This window comes from Marinobacter sp. LV10R510-11A (assembly GCF_900215155.1).
Classification (GTDB): domain Bacteria; phylum Pseudomonadota; class Gammaproteobacteria; order Pseudomonadales; family Oleiphilaceae; genus Marinobacter.
On sequence record NZ_LT907980.1, the window covers coordinates 4,055,633 to 4,079,475 of the forward strand.

Annotated in this window: 27 protein-coding genes and 2 pseudogenes; 18 read left to right on the forward strand and 11 right to left on the reverse strand. The window is 53.7% G+C overall.

Annotated elements, in window-relative coordinates:
* Window positions 1–12: 12 nt before the first annotated feature.
* From CPH80_RS19545 to tenA, 3 genes and pseudogenes are all read right to left on the reverse strand, one after another.
* Window positions 13–387: pseudogene (locus CPH80_RS19545) on the reverse strand (MBL fold metallo-hydrolase); the annotation flags it as partial.
* 41 nt (window positions 388–428) lie between these two features.
* The gene (locus CPH80_RS19550; protein ID WP_096280546.1) at window positions 429–731 is read right to left on the reverse strand and encodes a 2OG-Fe(II) oxygenase; all 303 of its coding nucleotides are present in this window, start codon (window positions 729–731) and stop codon (window positions 429–431) included.
* Window positions 732–1,067: 336 nt separating this feature from the next.
* Window positions 1,068–1,733 carry a thiaminase II gene (tenA, locus tag CPH80_RS19560; RefSeq protein ID WP_096280552.1) on the reverse strand — a complete coding sequence of 222 codons (666 nt, stop codon included), beginning with the start codon at window positions 1,731–1,733 and terminating at the stop codon, window positions 1,068–1,070.
* Window positions 1,734–1,966: 233 nt separating this feature from the next.
* Here tenA and CPH80_RS19565 point away from each other — a divergent pair, with 233 nt between their 5' ends.
* The gene (locus CPH80_RS19565; RefSeq protein ID WP_096280555.1) at window positions 1,967–3,109 is read left to right on the forward strand and encodes an iron-containing alcohol dehydrogenase; all 1,143 of its coding nucleotides are present in this window, start codon (window positions 1,967–1,969) and stop codon (window positions 3,107–3,109) included.
* Between the two features lie 56 nt (window positions 3,110–3,165).
* Here CPH80_RS19565 and CPH80_RS19570 read toward each other — a convergent pair whose 3' ends face one another.
* Together CPH80_RS19570 and CPH80_RS21900 are read right to left on the reverse strand one after the other, a co-directional pair.
* Window positions 3,166–3,774 (reverse strand): hypothetical protein, encoded by a 609-nt coding sequence (locus CPH80_RS19570; RefSeq protein ID WP_227520266.1) that lies wholly within the window; start codon window positions 3,772–3,774, stop codon window positions 3,166–3,168.
* A gap of 24 nt (window positions 3,775–3,798) precedes the next feature.
* A complete protein-coding gene (locus CPH80_RS21900) occupies window positions 3,799–3,987 on the reverse strand; it encodes a hypothetical protein (RefSeq protein ID WP_172898625.1) in 189 nt (62 codons plus the stop codon).
* Window positions 3,988–4,218: 231 nt separating this feature from the next.
* On the opposite strand from CPH80_RS21900, the gene CPH80_RS19580 reads away from it, so the two are divergent.
* The 10 genes from CPH80_RS19580 to CPH80_RS23430 all read left to right on the forward strand — a co-directional run bounded on the left by CPH80_RS19580 (window position 4,219) and on the right by CPH80_RS23430 (window position 11,993).
* Window positions 4,219–4,407, forward strand: a complete 189-nt coding sequence (locus tag CPH80_RS19580) for a CsbD family protein (protein WP_096280558.1) — start codon at window positions 4,219–4,221, stop codon at window positions 4,405–4,407.
* A gap of 1,047 nt (window positions 4,408–5,454) precedes the next feature.
* Window positions 5,455–6,447, forward strand: coding sequence for an IS30 family transposase (locus tag CPH80_RS19585; RefSeq protein WP_096281813.1), 993 nt, complete (start codon window positions 5,455–5,457; stop codon window positions 6,445–6,447).
* A 147-nt stretch (window positions 6,448–6,594) separates the two neighbouring features.
* Complete coding sequence (locus tag CPH80_RS22090) at window positions 6,595–6,771, forward strand: hypothetical protein (RefSeq protein WP_180326121.1); 177 nt, start codon at window positions 6,595–6,597, stop codon at window positions 6,769–6,771.
* A 297-nt stretch (window positions 6,772–7,068) separates the two neighbouring features.
* Entirely contained in the window at window positions 7,069–7,710 is a 642-nt protein-coding gene (locus CPH80_RS19595) for a DsbA family oxidoreductase (RefSeq protein ID WP_096280561.1), read from the forward strand.
* Between the two features lie 37 nt (window positions 7,711–7,747).
* Window positions 7,748–8,170: a Replicative DNA helicase gene (locus CPH80_RS19600; RefSeq protein ID WP_096280563.1), complete on the forward strand. Its 423-nt coding sequence runs from the start codon at window positions 7,748–7,750 to the stop codon at window positions 8,168–8,170.
* Between the two features lie 50 nt (window positions 8,171–8,220).
* Window positions 8,221–8,715 (forward strand): DUF1456 family protein, encoded by a 495-nt coding sequence (locus CPH80_RS19605; protein WP_096280565.1) that lies wholly within the window; start codon window positions 8,221–8,223, stop codon window positions 8,713–8,715.
* Window positions 8,716–8,991: 276 nt separating this feature from the next.
* The gene (locus tag CPH80_RS19610) at window positions 8,992–10,473 is read left to right on the forward strand and encodes a diguanylate cyclase domain-containing protein (protein WP_096280568.1); all 1,482 of its coding nucleotides are present in this window, start codon (window positions 8,992–8,994) and stop codon (window positions 10,471–10,473) included.
* 125 nt (window positions 10,474–10,598) lie between these two features.
* Window positions 10,599–11,231, forward strand: coding sequence for a class I SAM-dependent methyltransferase (locus tag CPH80_RS19615; protein WP_096280571.1), 633 nt, complete (start codon window positions 10,599–10,601; stop codon window positions 11,229–11,231).
* A gap of 170 nt (window positions 11,232–11,401) precedes the next feature.
* Window positions 11,402–11,635 carry a hypothetical protein gene (locus CPH80_RS21780; RefSeq protein WP_143752937.1) on the forward strand — a complete coding sequence of 78 codons (234 nt, stop codon included), beginning with the start codon at window positions 11,402–11,404 and terminating at the stop codon, window positions 11,633–11,635.
* Entirely contained in the window at window positions 11,595–11,993 is a 399-nt protein-coding gene (locus tag CPH80_RS23430) for a carboxylesterase family protein (protein WP_157746921.1), read from the forward strand. The genes CPH80_RS21780 and CPH80_RS23430 overlap by 41 nt, the downstream gene beginning before the upstream one ends.
* Before the next feature lies 1 nt (window position 11,994).
* Here CPH80_RS23430 and CPH80_RS19625 read toward each other — a convergent pair whose 3' ends face one another.
* The 6 genes from CPH80_RS19625 to CPH80_RS19650 all read right to left on the reverse strand — a co-directional run bounded on the left by CPH80_RS19625 (window position 11,995) and on the right by CPH80_RS19650 (window position 17,643).
* On the reverse strand, window positions 11,995–12,894 hold the full coding sequence (locus tag CPH80_RS19625) for a haloalkane dehalogenase (RefSeq protein WP_096280577.1): 900 nt from the start codon (window positions 12,892–12,894) through the stop codon (window positions 11,995–11,997).
* Between the two features lie 85 nt (window positions 12,895–12,979).
* A complete protein-coding gene (locus CPH80_RS19630; protein ID WP_096280580.1) occupies window positions 12,980–14,218 on the reverse strand; it encodes a cation:proton antiporter in 1,239 nt (412 codons plus the stop codon).
* A gap of 103 nt (window positions 14,219–14,321) precedes the next feature.
* Window positions 14,322–15,332, reverse strand: a complete 1,011-nt coding sequence (gene ltaE / locus CPH80_RS19635) for a low-specificity L-threonine aldolase (RefSeq protein ID WP_096280583.1) — start codon at window positions 15,330–15,332, stop codon at window positions 14,322–14,324.
* A 75-nt stretch (window positions 15,333–15,407) separates the two neighbouring features.
* Window positions 15,408–16,004, reverse strand: coding sequence for a patatin-like phospholipase family protein (locus CPH80_RS19640; protein ID WP_096280585.1), 597 nt, complete (start codon window positions 16,002–16,004; stop codon window positions 15,408–15,410).
* Window positions 16,005–16,673: a glutathione S-transferase gene (locus CPH80_RS19645; RefSeq protein WP_096280587.1), complete on the reverse strand. Its 669-nt coding sequence runs from the start codon at window positions 16,671–16,673 to the stop codon at window positions 16,005–16,007. It abuts the gene before it with no gap.
* A 115-nt stretch (window positions 16,674–16,788) separates the two neighbouring features.
* Window positions 16,789–17,643 (reverse strand): YihY/virulence factor BrkB family protein, encoded by an 855-nt coding sequence (locus CPH80_RS19650; protein WP_096280589.1) that lies wholly within the window; start codon window positions 17,641–17,643, stop codon window positions 16,789–16,791.
* A 373-nt stretch (window positions 17,644–18,016) separates the two neighbouring features.
* Between CPH80_RS19650 and CPH80_RS22770 the strand changes: the two genes are divergently transcribed.
* The 7 genes and pseudogenes from CPH80_RS22770 (at window position 18,017) to CPH80_RS19685 (ending at window position 23,840) form a co-directional block, all read left to right on the forward strand.
* A complete protein-coding gene (locus tag CPH80_RS22770) occupies window positions 18,017–18,532 on the forward strand; it encodes a DUF4399 domain-containing protein (protein WP_096280591.1) in 516 nt (171 codons plus the stop codon).
* Window positions 18,533–18,569: 37 nt separating this feature from the next.
* Window positions 18,570–19,073, forward strand: coding sequence for a pyridoxamine 5'-phosphate oxidase family protein (locus CPH80_RS19660; RefSeq protein WP_096280594.1), 504 nt, complete (start codon window positions 18,570–18,572; stop codon window positions 19,071–19,073).
* A gap of 103 nt (window positions 19,074–19,176) precedes the next feature.
* The gene (locus CPH80_RS19665) at window positions 19,177–19,725 is read left to right on the forward strand and encodes a PRC-barrel domain-containing protein (RefSeq protein WP_096280597.1); all 549 of its coding nucleotides are present in this window, start codon (window positions 19,177–19,179) and stop codon (window positions 19,723–19,725) included.
* Between the two features lie 113 nt (window positions 19,726–19,838).
* Window positions 19,839–21,179: a PQQ-dependent sugar dehydrogenase gene (locus tag CPH80_RS19670; protein WP_096280599.1), complete on the forward strand. Its 1,341-nt coding sequence runs from the start codon at window positions 19,839–19,841 to the stop codon at window positions 21,177–21,179.
* Window positions 21,180–21,196: 17 nt separating this feature from the next.
* Entirely contained in the window at window positions 21,197–23,185 is a 1,989-nt protein-coding gene (locus CPH80_RS19675) for a hypothetical protein (protein WP_096280602.1), read from the forward strand.
* A gap of 18 nt (window positions 23,186–23,203) precedes the next feature.
* Window positions 23,204–23,542: pseudogene (locus CPH80_RS19680) on the forward strand (alpha/beta fold hydrolase); the annotation flags it as partial.
* Window positions 23,532–23,840 (forward strand): DsbA family protein, encoded by a 309-nt coding sequence (locus CPH80_RS19685; protein WP_096280605.1) that lies wholly within the window; start codon window positions 23,532–23,534, stop codon window positions 23,838–23,840. The pseudogene CPH80_RS19680 and the gene CPH80_RS19685, both read left to right, overlap by 11 nt.
* Window positions 23,841–23,843: the final 3 nt, after the last annotated feature.

The window sequence follows — 23,843 nt, forward strand, 5'->3', positions numbered from 1 at the left end:
CTTATGTGGTCAGGGCCCAACCCGGTCGGCCACATCCTGGGTGTAGGTGGCTTCGTGAATCAGCACATGGCTGCCCCAATTAGGCCCGGGTTCGATGCCATCTTCCTTTAGTTTGTCCTGCAACAGTTGTCGCTCGATGTTGTGTTCAGTAAACACGTAGGCACGGCAGGGTACTCGATGAGACAGCGCCACGTTGGTCACCTCGAAGTTTTGATCCTGCCAGCAAAAGTCCGGTGCTTCGGAATCGATGAAGTTCAGGGTATAGCCGGGGCTGGAGTCGCTGTTTTCGAGCGTCGCGGTGATGAAACGCTGAGTCTGGACGGGGGCGATAACGTCCAGAGGTTCTGTGCGGCCCAGCATGGAGGCACTGGCGAGCAGCCCCGGCAGACGTGCCCAGAAAGGTGAATTCCATAGTTCCTCGTTTTCGTTCAGCTTTGGGTCAACGCAAAACTGATTAGCCAGCGGTTGCCGCGCTCAATCTTCGAAACCTGGTGTTGGTGAAGATCCGGCCGGAAGAGTATGACTCTCCCAAACAGATTGAATATGTTTTTTTCGCAGATGAACTCGCCGCCGGCTTTGGGCCTAACCAGTACGCAGTTGAGCTTGTACAGCCGGCCTTCGGATACCATGTCCACGTGGGGAACCACTTTGTGGCCCTCTGGATAACGCACCAGGTAAATGCTCAGGCGTTTGGAGTAGAAGAGAATCCGGGTTTTTACGTTTAATGACATCGTGTACGTGTTCGCTTGGAAGTAAGTTGCCCTTCAATTGTGCGCGCGGAGGGCGAGAATTTAAAGAGGCCTATGTCCCCAGCACTGATAACGCCGGAAAAGGCTCCGGTGGAAACCAGCTGTAGTACCACCCCGAGCCCAATGCCACCCGGGGTGAACTTTTGGAACGCGAACGCGCCCGACACCGTGCAAGAAATACTGTTGGTGATATCGGCAGTCGTCAAAGTAGTGCTCGATGCCTGAGCGGATTGCTTGCTCTATCTCAACTTCGGAGACGCTGTGCTCGTGCGATGTGACAATGGGCATAGTGACAGGCGTATCTGCGGGCATAGGCGTTCAGTCTCTCAGGTTCAATCCCATGTCCCAGAAGTCGATTTCCAGACGGGTTGCGTCCCGGAAAATTCGGGTCAGTTGTTCGAACCGCGCAGGGGACACGTCAGCCAGTCGTTCATCCAGCCAGCGAATCTCCGCCTGCATGGCGTCCTGGAACTCGTCGCTTTCATACATGGCGATCCAGGCATCGTAGGGGTTGGCACCACCCCGGATGGTTTCCGCGCGGTCCAGCCAGTTGGCAATCTCGCCATAGCCCACCATACAGGGGGATAGGGCTACGTGCAGATCCAGAAGATCGCCGCGGTTGCCGGTGTCGAGTACATAGCGGGTATAGGCGAGGGTGGCACGGGCTTCCGGCAGGTTCGCCAGTTCGTCCTCTGAAATCCCCCACTCGTTACAGTAACGGATGTGCAGGTCCAGTTCAGTATCCAGGATGGCCTGCAACCCGTCTTTGGCTTGCCGAAGGTCAGATAGGGTCGGGCTTTTGTAGGCGGCCAGGGCAAAGGCGCGAGCAAACTGAATCAGGAACAGATAGTCCTGTTTGAGGTAATGCTGGAACGCCTCCGGGGCCAGTGAGGCATTACCCAGTTGCCGAACAAAGCTGTGCTCGATGTAGTCACGCCATTCGGTTGGGCAGTTCTTTTTGAGGTCTTCAAACTGGTAGGGCATGGAGTTGCTCTTCTGAAGGGTTTCACTGCATTATTTCAGAAATCGGGGGCTTTGTTCGAGGGGTAAAACCAAGACAGATTTATTTTCTATGGCTTCCGGATCGGTACAATCTCAAATCGCGGCTAGCCGCGAGCTCCAGTCTTTAATTTCCGTGAAAGCTTCCCTTTATAGCCCTCTGTAGTTTAAAAATAGGGATGAGTTGATGCCCATTTATCTTCAGGACGATATTTTCTATGTTAGGCACTTTTAGCTTGGTAACCCCGGCCGAGATCGTTTTCGGGCGGGGCCAGATAGCCCAACTGAATGATCGGGCGACAAAGCTGGGGTCGCGAGCACTGATTGTGCACGGTAGAAGTCCGGGCAGGCTCGCGGATGTCTTCGAATCCTTGAAAACCGTCGATATCGTCCAAACCCTGTCAGTTGGAAAAGAACCAGACCTGAACACACTGACCGTTGCTATTGAGGAGGGTAAAGCACTGGGTATCGATCTGGTACTCGGGATCGGCGGTGGCTCTGTTATGGATTCAGCGAAAGTACTTGCGGCTATGCTGCCCAGCCAGACAAGTTTGTTGAGCCATCTGGAGGTAGTAGGAAGCGGGTTGCCATTATCAGCCAAGCGGCTGCCGTTGATCCTGGTTCCCACCACGTCCGGCACAGGTGCAGAAGTGACTCGAAACGCCGTTATCGATATTCCGGAGGCCCAGCGCAAGGTGAGCCTTCGGGATAACCAGTTGCTCCCCGACCTTGCCCTGGTAGACCCGGCAATGACTGATAACTGTCCCAGGCGGGTCAGCTTACACTCTGGGCTGGATGCGATAACCCAGGTTATCGAACCCTACCTGTCGTCGCGCGCCAATCTATTCACGGATATGTTGTGTAAAGAGGCGATTCCCAAGGGGCTCCTGGCGCTAAAGCAACTGATGGACGCGGAGTCTAAAGAGGCGCGTGATGCTCTGGCTCAGGTGAGCCTCTTCGGCGGGCTTGCGCTTGCCAACTCGGGGTTGGGTGTGGTGCACGGCCTTGCGGGCCCTTTAGGTGGATTATGCGGTGCGCCCCACGGCGCTATTTGCGGCGCCTTGTTACCAGCGGGCATTGCCGCTAACCGTGATAGCGTGGTCGACGCTGACCAGAAGGCTCGTATCGATCATGTGATTGGCTGGATTGCTGAGGTATTTGAGACGTCCGCCGACCTGGCGCTGCCCCGTTTTCGTGAATGGATCATTCAGAGTGGATTGCCCGGGCTCGCCTCAATCGGTGTGACTGATGAACACATGAGTGCGGCCTCCCAGGCAGCGGTTAGCTCTTCCTCCATGAAGGCCAACCCCGTTGTTTTGCCAGCGGCAACCATTGAGCAGATTATGCGCCAGTCATTGTGATCAAACCCAGCTGTTACAGCTGCCGGAAAAAGTTTGAGCCCTCTGCGCTCAGGTTTTCATTCATCAGCCCGGGTGGAAGGCTCGCTTTCGCTGCGCCGTTGAACATCTTTCTTGGCATCCTCCAGAAAGGATTCGACGGTTTCGCCCGGATAAAGCAGCTGCTGCTCAATCATTGAGTCACGCCATGCGGACGCCTCGAAAATGCAGCGATAGTGGTTCGGGAATTCAATATACAGTCGCTCGAAATATTCGCGCGCCCGGGGTTTGTTCGGCTCTAGCTTTCGCGAGTTCAGAACGGCCATATTGTAAAGCGCCGCCGCACGGACACTATCTTCCTGGGCTGGATCCTGATAGATCACCTCAAGCCGTGCCATGACCTCTTCATAGCCACTAAGGTGATGACGCTTCAGAACGTCGACCGCTGACTCAAGAACTTTGTCCTCGTTATGGGCACAGGGCGATTCGGCATGGTCGGCGATGTAACGATCGACAGCCTTTCCAACCTCACGCTGATACTTGTGCTTCTGCTCCTGGCTGTAAACCGTACCTGTACCAACTACCGTGGTGATGGTTCCTGGCAGCGGCGCACAGCCTGCAAACATCAGGAATGTAATTAACCCAAGGGATAACATCATTGCGGGCGCAGGTGACCTGAAACTCATCATTGTATCTTTCCCTGAAATTTGCATTTATTCAAAGCCATAGCTTAGGAATAATCCCTTCGGTACAGGCTCAACCCAGACCTCAGACTCTACCTGTGTCCGTGCATAAAAACAGAGGCCGTTGTCACCTTTTAACCGGGTAACCGACAAAAGCAGGTCGCCTGGAAATGACTGAAGCGTATATTCGGTCAGCGCAAATACGTTATAACTCAGCATGGTGCGCTATCGGCTATGCCGCGCCTGGAGCACGCCATGGCGCAGCTGGCGCCAGAGTATGAGTTCATTGTTGAATAGCATGCGTTTGAGCTGGCCCCGGATCACAGCGGGGCGGGTGAGCCGATTCTGCCGGCATTGGCCCGAACGTTAAATCATTTTAAGTACGCAGGCGTTAGACAAATCGCTATGTTTTATAGGCTAGTCCAATGTACATAGAGCAAAGAGGTTACTATGAAAGACGCAAACACGGATAAAGCAGAAGGCACGAAGGATAAAGCGGTAGGCAAAGTAAAAGAGACCGTTGGCAAAGTCACAGGCAATGAAAAGACAGAAGCTGAGGGTAAGGGCCAGAACACCAAGGGCCACGCCGAAGAGACTAAAGGTAAAATCAAGAAAACGATTGATAAAGCAACTGACTGATTCAAGTTGCTTAACACTAGAAGCAGCCGGAAGGCTGCTTTTTTGTGCTGGTGTTTTTCGCGGGTCTAGCGGGCTTGTTCTATTGAGTTTATCTGCCGCATCTTACTTTGGTAAGGTCGATTCAGGAAGAGCGGAACTCGTTACACCTACCTTTTCGATTGATTCGAAGTTAGTCCCCTTAATATTTAGAACTAGGGTTAAAAAATGGCAGAGTCATCACTCAAGAAACAACTCGGTTAGGCGGTTTTTGTTCGCCATTGATTAATATTTATTAATGTCGCGCAGGATTTTATCCGTGCCGAACGGCCCGTCTAGCATGGTTGGCTAGATGTCTCTATTTTTGGGTTAATGCCGTAAAGATATAAAATTGTGGTGGTATAAATGCCAAAAAAGTTGAGTAAATATAATAAAGTATAAAAAATAGTAAATAAGTAGATACATATTTTATCACATATAACTTGAAGTTTTGATAGCGAATTCGTCTATACTGCTTCGTTTGATCGAACCTGTTTGCTGTACTTAATTCACGGAATTTGATTTCGACGCCAGACCGCTGAAATATTACAAATTTTCGTTAGCCTTCTGCAAATCAATTATGTGGCTTATGCTTTTTGTAACGCAGTCGCAATGCTCTCCCCGGCACTGATTCGGCATTTAGTGCCATTTGGTACCGGGAGTGTGAGAGCAAACGCCAGTAGTCGCTCGCAAACCAGTAGCATTTTGAATAAAAACGGGAATATATGAGGAAAAACCCATGAAACTTATGCACTCTGCGGCAATCATTTGTTTGGCACTTTCACCCGCACTGGTTACGGCTGAACCCGAGTCCGGTGACGGCCTCTTTGCTCCTGGATTCAAGTGATAAAGGGTTCGACAGCAACACCGCTGCCGTCAGCTTTGACGTGGGCAAGTTCTTCACCGACCGCCTAGCCGCTGGCTTACGCCTTGGATTCATAGAATAAGTGCAGCACTTTGGATGAACAGGTAGAGGTAGGAGGGCCCTTGCCGGTACCCTCATTCGCTTTACCTACCAAAGTGAAGAGAATCATGGGATACCGACAACTGACCCAGGCACAACGATACCAGATTTCGGCCTTCTTGAGAGTAGGCTGGAGCCAGCGGAAAATAGCCCGGGAGATCAACTGCCACAGCTCGACCATCAGTCGGGAGCTACGTCGTAATCGAAGCCTGACTGAATACGAGCCGATGGAAGCCAGTCGTTTGTCCATACATCGGCGCAAAGGAGCTCGCAAATCTCATAAACGAGCGCCCTCATTGATAGATTGGGTGGCCAAGCAGATTCAGAGTGAATGGAGTCCTGATCAGATAGCCGGTTTTATGAGGCGAGTTGGCAGTATCCAAGTCAGCCATCAGTGGATTTACAATCTGATTTACCGGGACAAAATAGCAGGTGGCGACCTCTGGAGGTATTGTCGCTTGCCTTACCAGAGACGTTATCAGCGCCATCTTGCCAAGCGAGCGGGGTTAGGCAAGATCCCGGATCGCGTAGGCATTGAGTGCCGCCCTAAAGCCGTCGATGATCGCCTGCATATAGGCCACTGGGAAGGAGATACAATCCTTCACGGGCATAAGAATTCAGGCGCGGTCACTCTGGTTGAAAGACGGTCCGGCTACCTGCTCGCAGGCTGTGTGCCGAAGCTGAAAGCCCACTTAGTTACAGATGTCATCATCCGTGAGTTAAGGCCGATCAGAGGGGCCGTACAGACGATGACACTGGACAACGGTTCTGAATTTTCGGACCACCAAACATTTAGCAAAGCGTTGTCGCTGACGTCGTATTTCTGTGACCCTTACCGGTCCAGTCAGCGTGGCTCCAACGAGAATACGAATGGCCTATTGAGGCAATACTTTCCGAAAGGCACTGACTTCGCCAAGGTGTCCAGAAAGGCAACCAGGCAAGCGGTGAACAGACTGAATAACCGACCACGAAAACGGCTGGGTTATCGCACACCGGCAGAAGTTTTCTGGGGCGAATACTCAGGAGGCTTGGATACGAGCGGTGCTGCACTTATTACTTGAATCCAGGGCCAAAGCTTTGGTTTTGCGGATTCGGAAAATAATTCGAGTTGGTCCGGCGCCTCACGAGCCTTTGTCGATTACCACTTTGACGCAGGTAGTTGGCAGCCCTTTGTCGGTGCCAACCTCGGTGGTATCTATGGCGATGAAGTGGATGAAACTTTCTTCGCAGGCCCTGAGGCCGGCGTAAAGTATTATGTTAGGGACAAAACCTACATCACCGTTCAGATGGAATATCAGGTTTTCTTTGATAGCGCCAGCAGCGCCGACGACAACTTTGATGATGGCGCCTTCGCATACAGCGCAGGTATCGGTTACAACTTCTGATCGATAACCATACCCGCTCTCCTGAAATTTTGGGGAGCAGCATGAGAAATCGGGGCCCTAGTGTCCCGATTTCTCCAATTAATATGAGCCTGAATTCAACGAAATCATTGCAGCCGCTTATCTGGTAATGGCACATACGCTATAGCTCAACTGGCAGGCGCCCATAGACCTTGCAGCTGACCTAGTAATGAAGAGCCAACCCCCGGTCTCCCAAGAAACCCATTACAATCGGCACAAATTGCTGGATCATGGTGCTATCCATGCCAAGCGCTGCAGCCTTTTAATTTGGAGACCACTATGAAAACGATACAGATTGATATCGTTTCCGACATCGCCTGCCCATGGTGCGCTATCGGCTATGCGCGCCTGGAGCTCGCCATGGCGCGGTTGGCGCCAGTGTATGAGTTCATTGTTGAATGGCATGCGTTTGAGCTGAACCCGGATCACAGCGGGGCAGGTGAGCCGATTCTGCCAGCATTGGCCAGAAAGTATGGACGGAGCGAGGAGGAGATGCGATCGAGTCAGAGCGAGATGATGACGATCGCCAAGGAGCTCGGCGTCAACTTCGAAAAATTACAGGAGCGATTAACCTGCAATACCTTCGATGCCCATCGGTTGGTCAAATGGGCTGGCGAGCAAGGCCGCCAAACCCAGATGAAGCAAACACTGTTCGAAGCCTATTTTGGCAGAGCAGAGGATGTATCTGACCACGATGTTCTCGTCAGATGCGCTGAAGTCCTGGGGCTGGACCCAGCAAAAGCCAAAGGTGTGCTGGAATCGGATCAGTACGCTCGTGTGGTGCGGGAAGACGAGGCCACTTATCAGCAAGCGGGTGTCACGGCTGTGCCGGCGTTCATTATTAACAGCAAGTACCTTATCTCCGGTGCCCAGGAGCCCGACACCTTGGTGCAGGCGCTGCAAGAGGCTGGTACAGATTGAACAATATTTAATTTTTAATGAAAAAAGGTAACGAGTAATGATTAATACCAAAATATATAAGTCTGTCTATAGCTTGGCTGAACAGCTCATGGAGGCGGACAAAAAAGAGGATCAAGAGGCATTTGATTCGCGCTATGCAGAGTTGAAAGCCATTTGCACTGACAACGAGAACACCGATAAAGACCATCCAGAGCAATGGGAAACACTTGCTGATTTTACAGAAGATTCAGAAGAGGCTTTGGCGGGCTACGAAAAAGCCCTAGAGAAGGCCATCGCCATCAATGCGAAAGATCATATGTCATCGATCGCATTCTCCATGGCGACATTGCAAGTTGAGTTAGGCCGAACTGATGCGGCTATAAAGAATCTTCAAGATGCAAAAGTTAACGCGAATAAAATTGACGATAAGGAATTTAAAACGGAAATAGATGAACTGCTTGAAAGCCTATTGGCAGGCTAGCTTTTCGTTTCGGGCATGTAGTGGGTTTACTTAAAACTAGGGACTAAATTTTGACCAATAATGATGTTTTGCGCCGTATACGTTATGCCTTTGATCTAAAAGACCCAACCATGGTTGAGGTCTTCTCTTTGGCAGATTTTAGCGCAACCGAAGAGCAAGTTTCGGCTTGGTTGAAAAAGGAAGAGGATGATGCTTTTCTCAAACTAAATGACACAGAGCTAGCAGCGTTTCTTAATGGTTTTATCAATTTTAAGCGTGGAAAACGCGACGGCCAGCTGCCAAAAACGGAAGAAAGTTTGAATAATAACATGGTGTTCCAGAAGCTTCGGATTGCTCTAGATTTAAAAGCTGATGACATTTTAGATATTTTTAAACTGATAGACTTTCGTTTGAGTAAGCATGAATTAAGTGCGTTTTTCCGTAAGCCAGGAAGCAATAATTATCGCGAGTGTAAAGATCAAATTCTTCGGAATTTTTTATTAGGCCTCCAATGCAAATTGCGACCAAACCACAACGCTTCAGATTTCAATAAACCGGGGGATTAGCATTAGCACAATGCCAACAGCAACCATGGCGAGGGTGCTGGTCACCAGATACGGGTACAGTATCAGGGCGATACCGCAGTAACGTGCGACTAGATTCGTTGTTGTTACAAATCATCAAAAACGTAAATGATACCGTGTTCCGCTTGGTTACATTTGGTAATATCTTGATTTGTGTGAGCGCCGAACCTGGCCCGCCCGCAGAATTTAGAAGGAAATGGGGATCGGTGTTTTGAATACAACGACGAATGAGCTCACACCTATAGTGACTCGGATACCATGAAGCAGCACCCTTCATTCGCGGTGATTCTGTTAGCGCTGATTGGTTTGGTGTTTAGTGCCGCTCTCAGCCGTAGCTTGTACCTCGAGGAAAGCGAAACCATCACCGGAGAGTTTCGTGCGGATGTCACCCTGCTTGCGACCGCCTTTGAACGTGAAGTACTGCTGAACCTTGAAATCCTGTTCGCCTTAAAGACCTCTGTGGGCATGATGCCGGAGATGGATGCAGAGCTTTTTGGCAAGCTGACCGGGCCGGTACTTGAGCGCTCTCCGGCCATCAAGGCGTTTGCCTGGGCTCCAGTTGTGAGACAGGAAGATCGGCACTGGCTCGTTCCTGTGCAGTTCATCGAGCCTATAGCGGATAATCGGCCTGCTATTGGTTTTGACTTGTCGAGCGAGGAAAAGCGGCGGGCGGCACTGTTAACTGCGGGAGAAACCGGGCGAATGGTCGCGACGGCTGCCATCGAGCTGGTACAGGAACAGCACAACCGGAACGGCTTGCTGGTTTTTGCGCCTTTGTACAGTGGGGCGTCCGATACCACAGCGGAAGACCGGGCGGTGCGCCATTATGGCTTTCTGAACGGTGTATTTCGGATAGGTGAGTTGGTGAGCAAGTCGATTCCGACGGCGGTCGACAGCAACATCCTGATTCAGGTTGTGGATCGCACCGAGGGAGGGCGGGATGTGATATACAGCACTGGCCGCTCCAGCGACGCGCGTTGGCTGAGAAACATGGTTCATGAAGTACCCCTTGCGCCCGTAGCAGGCCGAAATTGGGTGGTTCAGGCCATGCCTGGGAAGACATTTGTGAGTGCCAGGCGGGGCTATCTTCCTTGGCTTGTCATCGGGTTCGGTTTTTCCTTCATCGCATTGCTGGTGTTCTTTGCGGTGCGAAGCCTGCGGCAGAATGCCGAACTGAACACAACCAAGCGCGAGCTGGAGAAAATTTCCCTAACCGATGCTTTGACAGGGCTTGCCAATCGCCGGCATTTTGATCTTTATTTTGATCAGGAGTGGTCGAGGGCTTTACGCCAGAGTCATCCGATTTCGATGGTTATGGTGGATATCGATTACTTTAAAGCATTTAATGATGCTTATGGTCACCCGTGGGGTGATCAGTGTCTGAAACAGGTTGCGCAAGCATTAGAAAAGGTGGTGCAACGGCCCACCGATCTGGTCGCTCGTTATGGCGGTGAGGAGTTCGCTCTGGTGCTGCCAGACACCCAGGATGCTGCCGCGGTTGTTGAGGCCTGCCGGGTCGCCATTCAAGCGCTTGGCATTGTGCATGAATTCTCAGATGTGGCGACGGTCGTTACCATCAGCGCAGGCGTTTGTAGCTTGGTTCCAACCAAGAAAATGTCATCTGAACTACTGATACAACAAGCAGATAATGCACTTTACGAAGCCAAGGAAACCGGGCGCAATAAAGTATTTCAGGCCGCGCGTCCTAAAAACCGCTTTACCGTCAGGCCCTGCGGGTAGCTCCAATGCCAACGAAACGGAGATGCCGCCCGGTTCGTGAGGGCGGGTAGTGTTTGACGGCTGTGTATACAGGTCTCACTGGCATCAACAGTTGACAATCCAGACGGCAAGATCGAGAGAACGCTATGGACGGGGAAATTGATGGCCAGAAGTACGATTCAAACCGGAGAACGAGTCCAGCGGCGTTCTTCCGTGAATTCTTGCGGAAACCGTGTCAGGTGGGCTCGGTCATCCCCAGTTCGCGATTCCTGGAGCAGCGGATCGTCGACGCGTCGGACCTGTCCGCCGCCAGGCGGGTAGTGGAGCTGGGCCCCGGTACTGGCGGCACCACGCGAGCGTTTCTGCGGCACCTGAGTCAGGATGCACAACTGCTTTCAATCGAGTTGAGTCCCTTTTTTCATGAGTTTCTCGACGAGATCGCAGACCCGCGCTACACCAATCACCTGGGCAGCGCTGAGGATCTCGCAGAGATTCTGGCGTTGTACCATATGGGCAAACCGGATGTGATTATCTCCGGCATCCCCTTCTCGAAAATGCCGAAAGCCGTTGCTTCCCGGGTGGCGCATGCGGTGAAGGACAACCTAACGGAGGGTGGGCGCTTCGTTGCCTATCAGTTCCGCCGGGATGTAGCCCGGATTACCAACCCGATCATGGGAACACCTGCCAGCTGTGCGCTGGAAATGCGGAATATCCCGCCGATGTGGGTTTTTCGTTGGTGTAAGGCTGCTGAAATCGATCATGATGATAGCGCCTTGTGAGCAATCTATGGCGAAACACGCGGTATAGCACTTGCGCCGAACTCTGGGATCTATCGTCAACATGGCCTCCACTCGCGCACTGAGGGTCTCTTCCACCGCGCTATCATTCAAAGCGGTCCATCTTCGAACCAGGAGACGCTCTAGCAAGCAGAGACGCGAGGGGCAACTTTATGTCCGGCGTCTGTCTCAATGACGCCAGTGAACAGGCGGCTAACTGCCTGCGAAATCTTACGCTTCCGGAATTGCTCAGCGCCCAGGTTGGGACGCCCGATTTCAACGCCTCGATCATTCAGCGCCCCGGCGTGCTAGAACAGACAGTCGCAACAGCTCTGGCGAGCGGTCAATTTACCGCCGATCAAGTGCTTGAGGGCTGCGGCGCTGCATGTTCCAGTCTATGCGTATGAGTTTGCGGATCGAAATGCACCGCTACCGTCCCCTCTTTTTGCAAGCGTGGAACCGGCACTCGGTGCTGCCCACGCAACCGAGATTCCTTATATTTTGGCCTCAGCGGAGTCAGTGACGGAAGATTTTTCTGCGGATTCAGCAAGTCTCGCTGGCGCCATGTTACGTCACTGGGCTTCGTTTGCTCGTAACGGTGATCCTAATCCCAGTGATGGCACTCTGCCGTTGTGGGCTTCATTCAATGATCAGGGCTATCTGTCCTTGCAAGCCCCTGCTGAAAACAGCGCAAGATTCAGCTCATTGAATGGCGGGGCGAGTTTTGACGAAGATCATAACTGTGCTGTCTGGTCCGGGGGTTAACCTACTTAGTAACACGCATCGTCTTGAGCAGATCGTTAATAGCCCGGGCAAAGGGCACTGGCGAATCTTCCTGGAGAAAGTGGCCGCCTTTAAGGGTTACATGGGGCTGTGCCTTCGCACCTGGAATCCGTTTTTGCATATAAGCGGCACCGCCACGGGTAATCGGGTCGCCATTGCTGAAGGTGGTGAGAAACGGTTTCTCCCAGCGCTCTAGAATGGTCCACGCTTTGCGGTTAGCCTCGCTCGCCGGGTCGTTCGGGCGAACCGGCACCAGGCGCGGAAAAGCACGGGCGCCGGCTTTGTGGTTTTTGCTCGGGAACGGAGCGTCGTATGCCCGCAGTTCGTCCGGGCCCAGTTTGCGGAATGAGCCCGCGTTGATGATTCGGCCAATAGGGAACCAGGGGCTGTAAAGCGCAAAGTTCTTCCAGAGGTTGAATGCCGGCGGCGTTTTCTGGTCTCCGGTGGGCAGCATGCCGTTACCGATCACAATGGCTCGGAAGCGATCCGGATTTTCGGCGGCGAGCCGCAGGCCCAGTAGTGAGCCCCAATCCTGGCATACCAGGGTGATGTTGTTCAGATCGAGCTTATCAATAAACCGCTGCATCCATTCCATGTGCTGTTGGTAGCTGTAATCCTCGATGGCGGTAGGTTTATCGGACTTGCCAAAGCCAATAAGGTCCGGCGCAATCACCCGATGGCCAGCCGCCGCGCATACGGGAATCATGTGGCGATAGAGGTAGGACCAAGAGGGTTCCCCGTGCAGCATGAGAATCGGGCTGGCATCAGCTGGCCCCTCATCTACGTAATGCACCTGCAGGCCGGCCACATCCACGTAATGCGGCTCAAAGGGGTAGTCGAGCAGCCGTTCAAAGCGTGCATCTGGGGTTCTGACGAAATCCATAACCGTTGCCTTGTTGTTCGTTATTGTGTGAGTTGTTCGTTAATGTGTGAAGAGTACAGGGAATAGAGTGAGCACCGGCAGCCCGTTATTCTGCCGCCGCACGTCCCAAAAACCGCTTTACCGTCAGGCCCTGAAACAGGATGGAAAATACCACCACTACGTAGGCCATCGGCAGTATCAGATCCCGCTCTGGCCCTGCGGGTAGCGCCAATGCCAACGCAACGGAGATGCCGCCTTTGAGTCCACCCCACGTTAACGCGAGAATCGAATGAGAGGTATCTTCTTGGAACGGTTTTAACGCCATCACCGGCATGCCCACCGCCACCAGCCGCGCCAAAAGCACCAGCGGAATTGCGGCAAGCCCGGCCAACAGTACCGGCAACTCAAAGGTTACGATCAGAACTTCAAGACCAATCAGCAAAAACAGGACCGCGTTCAGCACCTCGTCGATCAGCTCCCAGAACGTATCCAGGTTGCGCTCGGTTTTTTCCGACATCGCATACCGTCGGCCATGGTTTCCGATCATCAGCCCCGCGACCACCACCGCCAACGGGCCAGACATATGCAACCGGCTGGCGAGCGCGTAGCCGCCCGCCACCAACGCAAGGGTAACCAGAATTTCGACCTGGTAATTGTCGAGCCCTCGCAGCAGTTTATAGCCCACCCACCCCAGTACAAAGCCCAACACCAATCCACCCACCACTTCTTCCAGAAACAGCAGGCCGATGCTCTGAAACGTAGCCTCTCTATCGCCCTGTGCAACGCCCAGAATAGCGATAAACATGACCACCGCGACGCCATCATTAAACAGGGACTCACCCGCAATTTTGGTAGACAACGCTTTCGGTGTGTCCACCGATTTAAGAATGGCCAACACCGCCACCGGGTCGGTGGGCGCCACCACGGCGCCGAAGAGCAAGCAGTAGATAAACGGCAGCGGAATAGTGAGCCAGCCCAGCACCAGCCACATGGCCCATCCCACTAAAAATGTGGTGACCACAACACCCAGGGTAGCTAGCAGCGCCACCAGCCATTTCTGGTCGGCCAAATCGTCGAGATTTACGTGCAGGGCACCGGCAAATAACAAAAAGCACAATAAGCCGTTCAGTAATGTTTCACTCAGATCAACCTGCGCGATCAGCTGCTCTGCCCAGCGGGTCAGATCCTGCCCGCCTAGGTGGTTAATTCCGACCAAAACCAGCGAGAACGCTAGCGAAAACGCCATCACGGCGATACTCGTTGGTAGGCCGATAAACCTAGCATTGATATAACTGAACAACGCGGAGAGGCTCAGTAGGATGGCGATAATTTCAAAAAGTGTCATGTGTTCCTTCGCTTAGCAGACATCTCTGCTTCCGGTTTTCAGTCCTAGTCCAGCGACGTTCTTTCGTGGATTCATGTGGAAGGTGGGCTCGATCATACCCAGTTCACGATTGGTAGAACCGCCGAATGGCGTCTAGCAACTGGTCCACATCCACCCGGTTCACATCCAGATGAGTCACGAAGCGGATGGGGTTTCCTGCTGTGATAAGGATGCCCTGGTCAGCCAGGTAGTCGCGCAGTTGCGGGGCCTTACCGGATCGGCAGCGGGCATAGACGATGTTGGTCTGGGTGCTGGCGGGGTTGATTTCCAGTTGCGGAATCACGGCCAAGCCAGCACTCAGGTAGTCGGCGTTATCATGATCCTCAAACAGCCGGAGCGGCCCCTGCTCCAAGGCGATTCGCCCGGCTGCGGCTAGTATGCCAGCTTGGCGCATACCGCCACCCACCATTTTGCGCAGGCGTGTTGCTCGATGGATAAAGGCTTTTGAGCCCAACAGCAGAGACCCGACCGGCGCGCCCAGTCCTTTCGAGAGGCAGACGCTGACCGAATCGTAATGTTTGGTTATCTCGGTCACGTCACAGTTGGATTTTACTGCTGCATTGAATATCCGGGCGCCATCAAGATGCAGCAGCAGCCCGTGGTCGTCGCAAAAGGCGCGGGCCTGGTGCTGGTAGTCCAGTGAGAGCACTTTGCCACCGATGGTGTTTTCCAGCGAGAGCATGCGGGTGATTGCGAAATGGAGGTCATCGGCCTTAATGGCCGCCTGAGCTTTTTCGAGGTTGATGCTGCCCTCAGGCTCATTCTCAATCGGTTGCGGTTGCACGCTTCCCAGGACGGCAGCGCCACCGGCTTCATAACGATAGTTGTGTGCTGACTGGCCGCAGAGGTATTCATCGCCTCGACCGCAGTGGCTCATGATCGCTAGGAGGTTGGCTTGGGTGCCGGTAGCGGTGAACAGGGCCGATTCGAAGCCTAGCCGTTCGGCGGCATAGGCTTGCAGGCTGTTAACGGTTGGGTCGTCACCGTAAACGTCGTCTCCCACATCGGCGCTGGCCATAGCCTCGCGCATGTCCTCGGTAGGGCGGGTAACGGTATCGCTGCGAAAATCGATCATGATGATAGCGCCTTGTGAGTAATCTGAATTATTGCATTCTACAGGGCATTATGCAGGAGGGAATCAAGTGTCAGGTTAGCTTCGATTGCGGACGGCAAAGGCATGGCGTTTAAGGTCTTTGAGAATTTCGGGCACCTTGAGGGGCAACAACTTACCGGCCGCTTTAAAAAGGTTAACAAAGACATTCATCCGCTTGTACCAGAGCACACTTTGAATCTTTTTCTTCATGGGGTGGTAGCCTTCCATGTAGAGCTCTTCCAGACATTTTGCGTTGTTGGTGAGACTGTAGCGGCTTAAATCCAGCGACACCACTATGTCCGCCTTTTTCAGCTGCTCGCCCGTTTCTATATCCGTTGCGCAAATGGCCAACGGAATGTTGGCATCTTCGATTAGGCAATCCCCCAGATCCCGATGGATCATCTCCCGAATGGCATCCGTACTGAACAGGCCGCCGCGCTCCAGCGTAAAGTTAAGAATCTTGGACAAGTTCAGGGCTGAGCCAATGGTAAGTATAGACTCCACCGGGCGGCCGAAGGCGTAATAACTGGCCACCAGTGCCCCCACACTGGTGCCCGAAATACAATGAACCCGGATTTGCTCTTCCTCGAACGCCTTCAAAACGCCAATGTGGGCAATGCCCTTGGCCGCCCCGCCCCCACCCCGGCTATCTATTCACGCAAAATCATATTCCCCGCCCTTTTCTAGGGCGTTCTGGTAAGCCGGCCTGGCGTGCATACGCTCCACCCAGGCTGTTATATGAGGCCTACCCGTGCCTACGATACCCCGGGCTACCGAGGCTTCTAACGGAAAGCTCATCTGAATATCCGCCGCGCTGAGGTTATCCCCGAGAAACCAGGTGTTTTTCGCCAGGTGGGATTCAACAAAATCCATGTGCGTCTTGATCATCGGACCGATGAAAATCTGATTGGTTTTGTCTGCAATGCCTTTTGCTACTGGCTTGATAAAAAACGGCATCGGGCTGGATTTTACTTTTTCAAACACTAGACGCATAACCAGCGGAGGCATCAACGAGCCTTCGGCGTAATGCAGCCAGTAAGTGTAATCAAGCCACGCCTGGCCACCGCCCTCCGGTAGCATGGTGTCTTTGCCGTAGGTGTGTGCAAGGTATTCAATAATGGCGCCAGATTCCGCCACCACCAGATCGCCGTCGGTGATTACCGGCGATTTACCCAGCGGATGTACTTTTTTGAGGCTTGCAGGCGCCAGCATGGTTTTGGGATCACGCTCGTAGCGCTGGATCTCGTAAGGCACTCCCAACTCTTCCAACATCCAGAGAACGCGTTGTGAGCGAGAATTATTAAGGTGATGAACTGTAATCATGCAGAAACTCCGTTCGCATCAAAAGAATAGGCAGGTTAGTAGAGTAGGCTGGAAACGCCTTTTTGGTTCACCACCCCCGTGCTTAAAGTTGCTTTTTATCGGCTGACCTCCGGCTTCAGTCCGGGGAAATATACCAGGGCAGGCCCAGCCGCTCGCTACGTTCCAGCTCCGCGATCACCTGGGCCCCGAGCAACAGGATAATGGATGCAATTTCCAGGCTGATCAGTATCACAATGATGGTGGCCAGGGAGCCATAAATCACATTGACGAAGGATATATTGAGAAAGTAATACATCAACAGTAAGCGGGTAGCTTCCCAGAGAATGGCTGCAACCAGACCGCCCACGATGGCTCTTCGAGGAGAGACACGCACAATGGGAAGAACCTTATAGATGGCGCTGAACAGAATAAACACACCAACGAAGCTGATCAGGTACAGAATCAGCCCCGGGGATTCGTACAGTGCGTTGACCAAACTAAACACCAGGGTCAGGGCCAGTAGACCGGCGCCCAGTATTAGGATGAAAGCATAGGGCAGCACGGCAGACACCCAGAAGTTACGATGGGGGTTGTCCGGCCGGTGGAAGATGATTGCAATGGAATCTTCCAGCATACGAAAAGCGAACGAGCTGAAGAACAGCATCACCGGCAGGCCAACAATACCGATTATGTCCCTCGATTCCATAAAGGCGCGAACTGCATCGAGCAACAGGCTGGCATGGGACGGGGCAAAATGCTGTGCCTGCACTACCATGACTTCCAGCAACTGCTCTTCGTTTACCACGCGGGTAAGCAATACCGCCAGCACGGCAAGCATCGGCACCGCTGAAAGCAGCACGTTATAGCCAACCCCACCCGCCAGCAATATCCCGTGATTGCGCATAAAATTGCGTAAAACCCGGTAGGCGAATTGCAGAAACCGCCGGGTGTGGCCTTCGGATGGCTGCTCGCCGTCGGTTGTGCTTGTCATTGGTTAATCCTGACCCAGATTATGAAAATTCCTTCACCTAAAGAAACCGGAATACCGCCCTCGGGCGCTATCTAATAGCGGTAGCTCGGCTATGCTTTTACTCTTGGATTCATAGAAGCGCGGAGAATGGTTTATGGGGTATTTCAACAAACATTACTACAGCTTAGTCACTGCACCCGAAATGCTAGTGTATTTCCGAAACTTCGCTGGCATTAAGGTTACCCGACAGCACGACAAATATGACGCCTTATGGTGCTGTTTTTCGGTTTAAGCTTTTTGTTACCTTGGATTATGTGAACGAATCACGGCCGTCCGCAGCCAATTGCGGAGCCGGTTCTTCACTACCCATTAATTGCACAAGGAGGAATTTACCGTGCATACGACGTTTAAGATATTGCTGATCAGTGTTTTGTTTACCACCGGCGTCCTGCTTCAGGGTTGCTCAGATAGCAGTGAGGAAGGAAAACCCATCACGCAGAATGAGGCGGCCACGGATGAAATAGAAGGAGCAACCGAAACCATTTCCACTGAGCGCAGGAGCACGCCGACAGACGCCAAAGTTAGCATACTAAGCCCAGAGGATGGGGCTTCTGTGACCAGCCCGGTCACTGTGGAATTTGGCTTGGAAGGTATGGAAGTGGCGAAGGCGGGCTCCGGCCAAGAGAATACCGGCCACCACCATTTGTTAGTCGATCTGAACGAACTGCCGCCCATGGATACGCCGCTGCCGTCTACGGATCAAGTTATTCATTTCGGTGGTGGCCAGACCAGTACCGAGCTAGAGCTGGAGCCTGGTGAGCATACACTGCAGCTATTATTGGGTGACTCCACGCATGTGCCGCACAAGCCCCCGTTAATGTCGGAAAAGATCACCATCACGGTGGAATGACCAATACATTTCGATTTAGTCTAGAAGGAGAGAAAAGATGTCGACACAGGAACATAAGGAGAAAGTCTGGAGGCTCATCACGAGTATCAAGGCGGGCATGTTGACTACGTTGCACGGCCGCGAGCTTCGCTCACGGCCCATGTATCTGGTTCAGGATGAGTACGACGGCACGCTGTGGTTTTTCAGTGACATGGATTCGGAAAAGGTATTTGAGCTTGAGGAGGACAACGACGTATGCGTGTCCTTCAGCGACCCTCATGATCACACCTATGTTTCGCTGACCGGGGTAGGGCACGTAACTCGCGACAGCGGCCTTATAAATAAGTTTTGGAGTCCGTTCGTGTCGTCTTGGTTTCCCGAGGGCAAAGATTCACCCAACGTAGGGCTGCTTGAAATCAAAGTCCAGAAAGGTGAGTTTTGGAACAGTGACACCAGAAAAATGGTGAAATTTTTCGAAATGGCAAAAGCCAAAGCGCAGGATGGAACCCCAAATCTGGGTGAGCACGAGAAGTTCGGTACCGACGATGATCAACGGCTATGATTGGATAATAAGAAACTAAGCGCTGTGATAAGGAAACATAGAATCAACCCAAAGCAAAGCAAAGCAAAGCAAAGCAAAGCAAAGCAAAGGAAGGGAGAGCACAATGCGCACTCAACTGATTCGGAAATTGGGCGTTCCCCTGTTGGCAGGGACTATGGCTTTAAGCTTTTCGGCGACCGCGACGGAGGGCTTGTATTCGGTCGACGCGCTCTTGGATGCCGATGTTTATGACGCTGATGGCAAGGAAATTGGTGAAGTAGAAGACATCCTGTTAAGCGACGATATGTCGATTCATTCGCTGATCATCGAAACGGGTTCACTCCTGGGATTGGGTGGCCGCGAGGTGGTAGCCGAGCGCGGTACCTTTACTGTCAGAGTTGAACAGGAGAAGGATCGTGAGTCCTTTGACGACATTGACTACGAAGTGCATATGGAAGCCACTCAGGATGCTGTGAAGGAGCTTCCGGAATACAACGAGGGTTGGTGGAATAAAACCAAGGATAGCCTCAGCCAGGCCTGGGAGAACACGAAAGACACCAGCGAAAGCGCTTGGGAAAGCACCAAGGAAGCAACTTCTTCGGCGTGGCACAACGTGCGTGAGGGCGCCAAAAACATGGGCGACAAGGCAAAAGAAGCAACCGACAACAACTAGGGTCGTCTGAACACTGTTTGTGCACGAGCCCTCCGGCCCATGCACAAACAGGCTTCCCTCCGTTCAGAAGTTATAGCCTATACTTCGATGTTCTGATCTTGGTGTTTACTATCATGAAACGGCGTCACCTGTTACTTCCCGTCGGTTTGACACTCACGCTTACTGCCTGCGGCAATACAGCTCAGTTCTCCGTTGCCGAGGGAACCGGCCCTGATCCGACATTACCCGGCCCGAGCGAATCCCTGATCCCCACCGTCAATATTGCCGAAGCCGCTGGCTGGCCCTCCGGCGGAAAACCCGACGCCGTCGCGGGAACCCGGGTGGTCGCCTTCGCGGACGACCTCAATCACCCTCGTTGGCTCTATGTGCTGCCCAATGGTGACGTGCTGGTTGCTGAAACCAACGCGCAGCCGAAGCCGGACAGTGGCGGGGGCATTCGTGCCTGGATCCAGGGGATGATCATGGAGGAGGCCGGTGCCACTGTTCCCAGTGCCGACCGGATTACCCTGCTGCGGGACAGTGATGGTGATGGCGTAGCCGACAAACGCTCGACGCTATTGAAAGACCTGCACTCCCCCTTTGGTATGGCGCTGATCGGGAACGACTTTTACGTTGCTAACACTGACGCCGTCATGCGCTTCCCCTACGAGATGGGTCAGACACGTATCACCGCCGAGGGCACCAAAGTCACCGACCTGCCAGCTGGAAAGATCAACCATCACTGGACCAAGAGCATGATTGCCAGCCCGGATGGCAGCAAGCTTTACGTCGGTGTGGGCTCCAACAGTAACGTCGGCGAAAACGGCCTTGAGCAGGAGAAAGGTCGCGCGTCCATTTGGGAAATTGATCCCGAAACCGGTAAGCATCGCGAATTTGCCACTGGCCTGCGCAATCCAGTGGGTATGACCTGGCAGCCTGAAAGCGGCGAGCTCTGGGTCGCGGTCAACGAACGCGACCTGCTCGGCAGTGACCTGGTGCCTGACTACATGACATCGGTGTCGGATGGTGGTTTCTACGGCTGGCCCTTCAGCTATTTCGGCCAGAATGTGGATGAGCGGGTAAAGCCGCAGCGTCCAGAAAAAGTGGCCCAGGCCATCAAACCCGATTACGCCCTAGGGCCGCACACCGCTTCACTGGGGCTAACGGCCGCCGAGGGCAATGCGTTGCCAGAGCAATTCCATAACGGTATGTTTGTGGGTCAGCACGGCTCTTGGAACCGCAAGCCCCGCAGTGGCTATAAAGTCATCTTTGTTCCTTTCGCAGAAGGGAAGCCTGATGGTCAGCCGGTCGATATACTCACCGGATTCATCAATGCCGACGACAAAGCCCAGGGTCGACCGGTTGGCGTTGCCATCGACAGACAGGGCGGGCTTTTAGTGGCGGATGATGTGGGCAATATCATCTGGCGGGTCAGTCGCGCTGAGCGGGGTCAGGTTGACATGTCCCGGGATTGATCGGAGGATCACGAAGTATGAGCAGAGCGACGTACAAACCCGAAAATCAGCATAACGGCGCGTCAGGAGAGCTCGTGGAGTCACTCGACGCTGCTATCAGCCGCCTTGCCGAAATCAATGCCACTGAAGGCGTCTCGCCCGTATTGGAGGTAATTGAAGCGGCACAGGCCCTAATGTTCAATGACGAAGGCCTGGAAGCCCTCTACGAGCGCGTGCCGGCGATTGAGGCGGCTGGGTTCTTTGGTGGCAGCGATTGGGACTACCCCCAAACGTTGGTGCCCTCACTGGCCGTGCGCACGATTCGCCAGGGCGAGTCGGTCTCGACCTTGGTCGAGAGCCTGAGCCAGATTCGTCTTCTGGCGGTGGCTAAAGGCGATTACATACACCCCTCTATCTCGGCAGAACACGCCCATCACTTTCTCGCCCAGGTATTGGCGATGAATCTAGACCTGGTGGTCAGTGATCTCCAGGAGAGCGATCGGCTGCGGCCGGATCGGCTCGGCTACGCCGTCCAGGGCCTGTATCACTTCCTGCTGCGGTACTTGGGCTACGAGAATCTTCTGGAACACCTGGTCGCTGAAGTCTGGCGGATTCTGGCGCAACGCCCGGTTCAGGTGGATGGTGTTAAACAAATGGTGACCCAGATCGCGGTCTGCCTGCAAAAACCGGATGCGCTTGGTGGCGAAGTCGGAGACGACGCGCTGCAACTGATCCATGCCGTGTTCAGCCCTACTGAAGGTTGCCGTGAAGATCCCGGCCTCGATGTCTACGCTGAACGACTGGCACAGATGGACGATGCCACCCTGCTGCGGGAGGCCATCGCCTTTGCCCAGGCCATGCACAGTACCGGCCTGGTTTCGCCCTACATGCCGGGGTTTATACGCTACCTGCGTAGCCGTTGGAACGACCTGATTCCCACGGCTTTGGGCCTGAGCCATACGGGTGCTGATGCTTTTCATTGCTACCCGGCGTTGATTCATACTCTGATTGACGAGGCCTTGTTTACCGAGACCAGTCAGTGTGCCTATGGCCTGGCCATGATGCTCGAGCGGGGCATTCTCTACGCGCCTCCGGTGGCGCCATCCCTGTGGCGACAAATACGACTGTCGCTGTGCGAGGCCGCGGCCGAGAAAGTAGTGGCCGTCTTTGGGCGCAGCCGTTCGCCGGAATGCTTTCTGCTTGCGGATGTGCTCAATGTGCTCGGGCGCCCGTTAGGCGTGGGGCAGGGGAACTATCCCACCTGCCAGTCGACACGTGCTCTGTCCATGTGGGCTTACAACATGCCGGCCGAGCTGCTTCGAATTCTTGCTTGGGCGGCGCGCGACGATGAAGTGGTGATGCGCTTTGAAGGCAACAGTATTTCTTCGCGGGATCTGGGCGCCGGGCTGGCCAGCGAGCCCCCGGTGGATGTGGATGCCGTCTCACTGCTGACTGTGCCGCACTTGGATCGTATCTACTTTGAAATGGGCCGTCGCAGTGCCGGGCGCGGAGAAGATCCGCACAAATGGGTCAACTCCGCATTCCACGGTGATCATGTGGGCCACGGATTTCGCATAGCCGTAGACGTATTCACCGGTGGCCTGAAAGACTTCGAAGGGTTTATTCGCGACTTTTATGCCGCTTATCACCCTTTTTACAACGGCAACATTCCGGTCATCAACCCACAACCTGCCGGTATCGCGGTGACCGACAGTGCGACACGCTTTCTCGGCTGGCACGCCATCACTATCCAGCGGCTTGCGCTGGATCCGGATGAGATCATGCGCGTCTATTTTTTCAACCCCAACAACGACAGCGGGCAAAACTGGGGCCAAGGGATTGTCACCTCAACCCAGGGCCACGGCGAGCTCTACGGTGAAGCCTCGTTGCCGGTGGCCGAGTTCGCCTCGCGGCTGTATGTGTTTCATTACGACCCGCTTGAGAAGGGTGAGCCGAGAGATATCCCAACCGATGAAGTCAATCAGGCCATGCATCTGGCTCAAGGCAGCTGGGCCTTGGGCCGCTAGCTAGCCCAAGGCAACACCCTCGCTCGCTTCGACATCCGTGGTAGCGGGTTGTCCGATCAAGATGTCTGCGAACAGGGCATGGAAGCGTGGGTTCGAGACCTTGAGGCAGTTGCCGACAGCCTGGGCTGGAAACGCTTCTCGCTTATAGGGCTCTGTCAGGGCGGCCCCATCGCTCTGCTGTACGCCTATCGTCATCCCGAACGGGTAGACCGGGTGGTGCTCTACAACGCATATACCAACGGGGCGTTTACTCGAGGAGCCAGTGAACGTAGTACCGAAGAGGCCGAGGCGTTGGCTAGCATGATAAAAATCGGCTGGGGGCGCAGCCTGGCATCGCAGCTACCCGATGCGCGCTAACCAGGGCCAGCAAGCCGGCATGAATCAGGCGCTGTTCGAAGCCTATTTCGGCAGGGCAGAAGACGTCTCTGACCACAATATTCTCATCAGGTGTGTTGAAGCTCTGGGGTTAGATCCCGCAAAAGCCAGAGAGGTGCTGGAATCGGATCAGTACGCTCGTATGGTGCGGGAAGACGAAGCCACTTATCAGAAGGCGGGTATCACATCCGTGCCGGCGTTCAAAACCAGACAGGTAGGTGCGTTCAGCGAGACACCTTATGCCGGGAGAGGCGTTGACTTGGACTTCTCTCTCAAATGACAC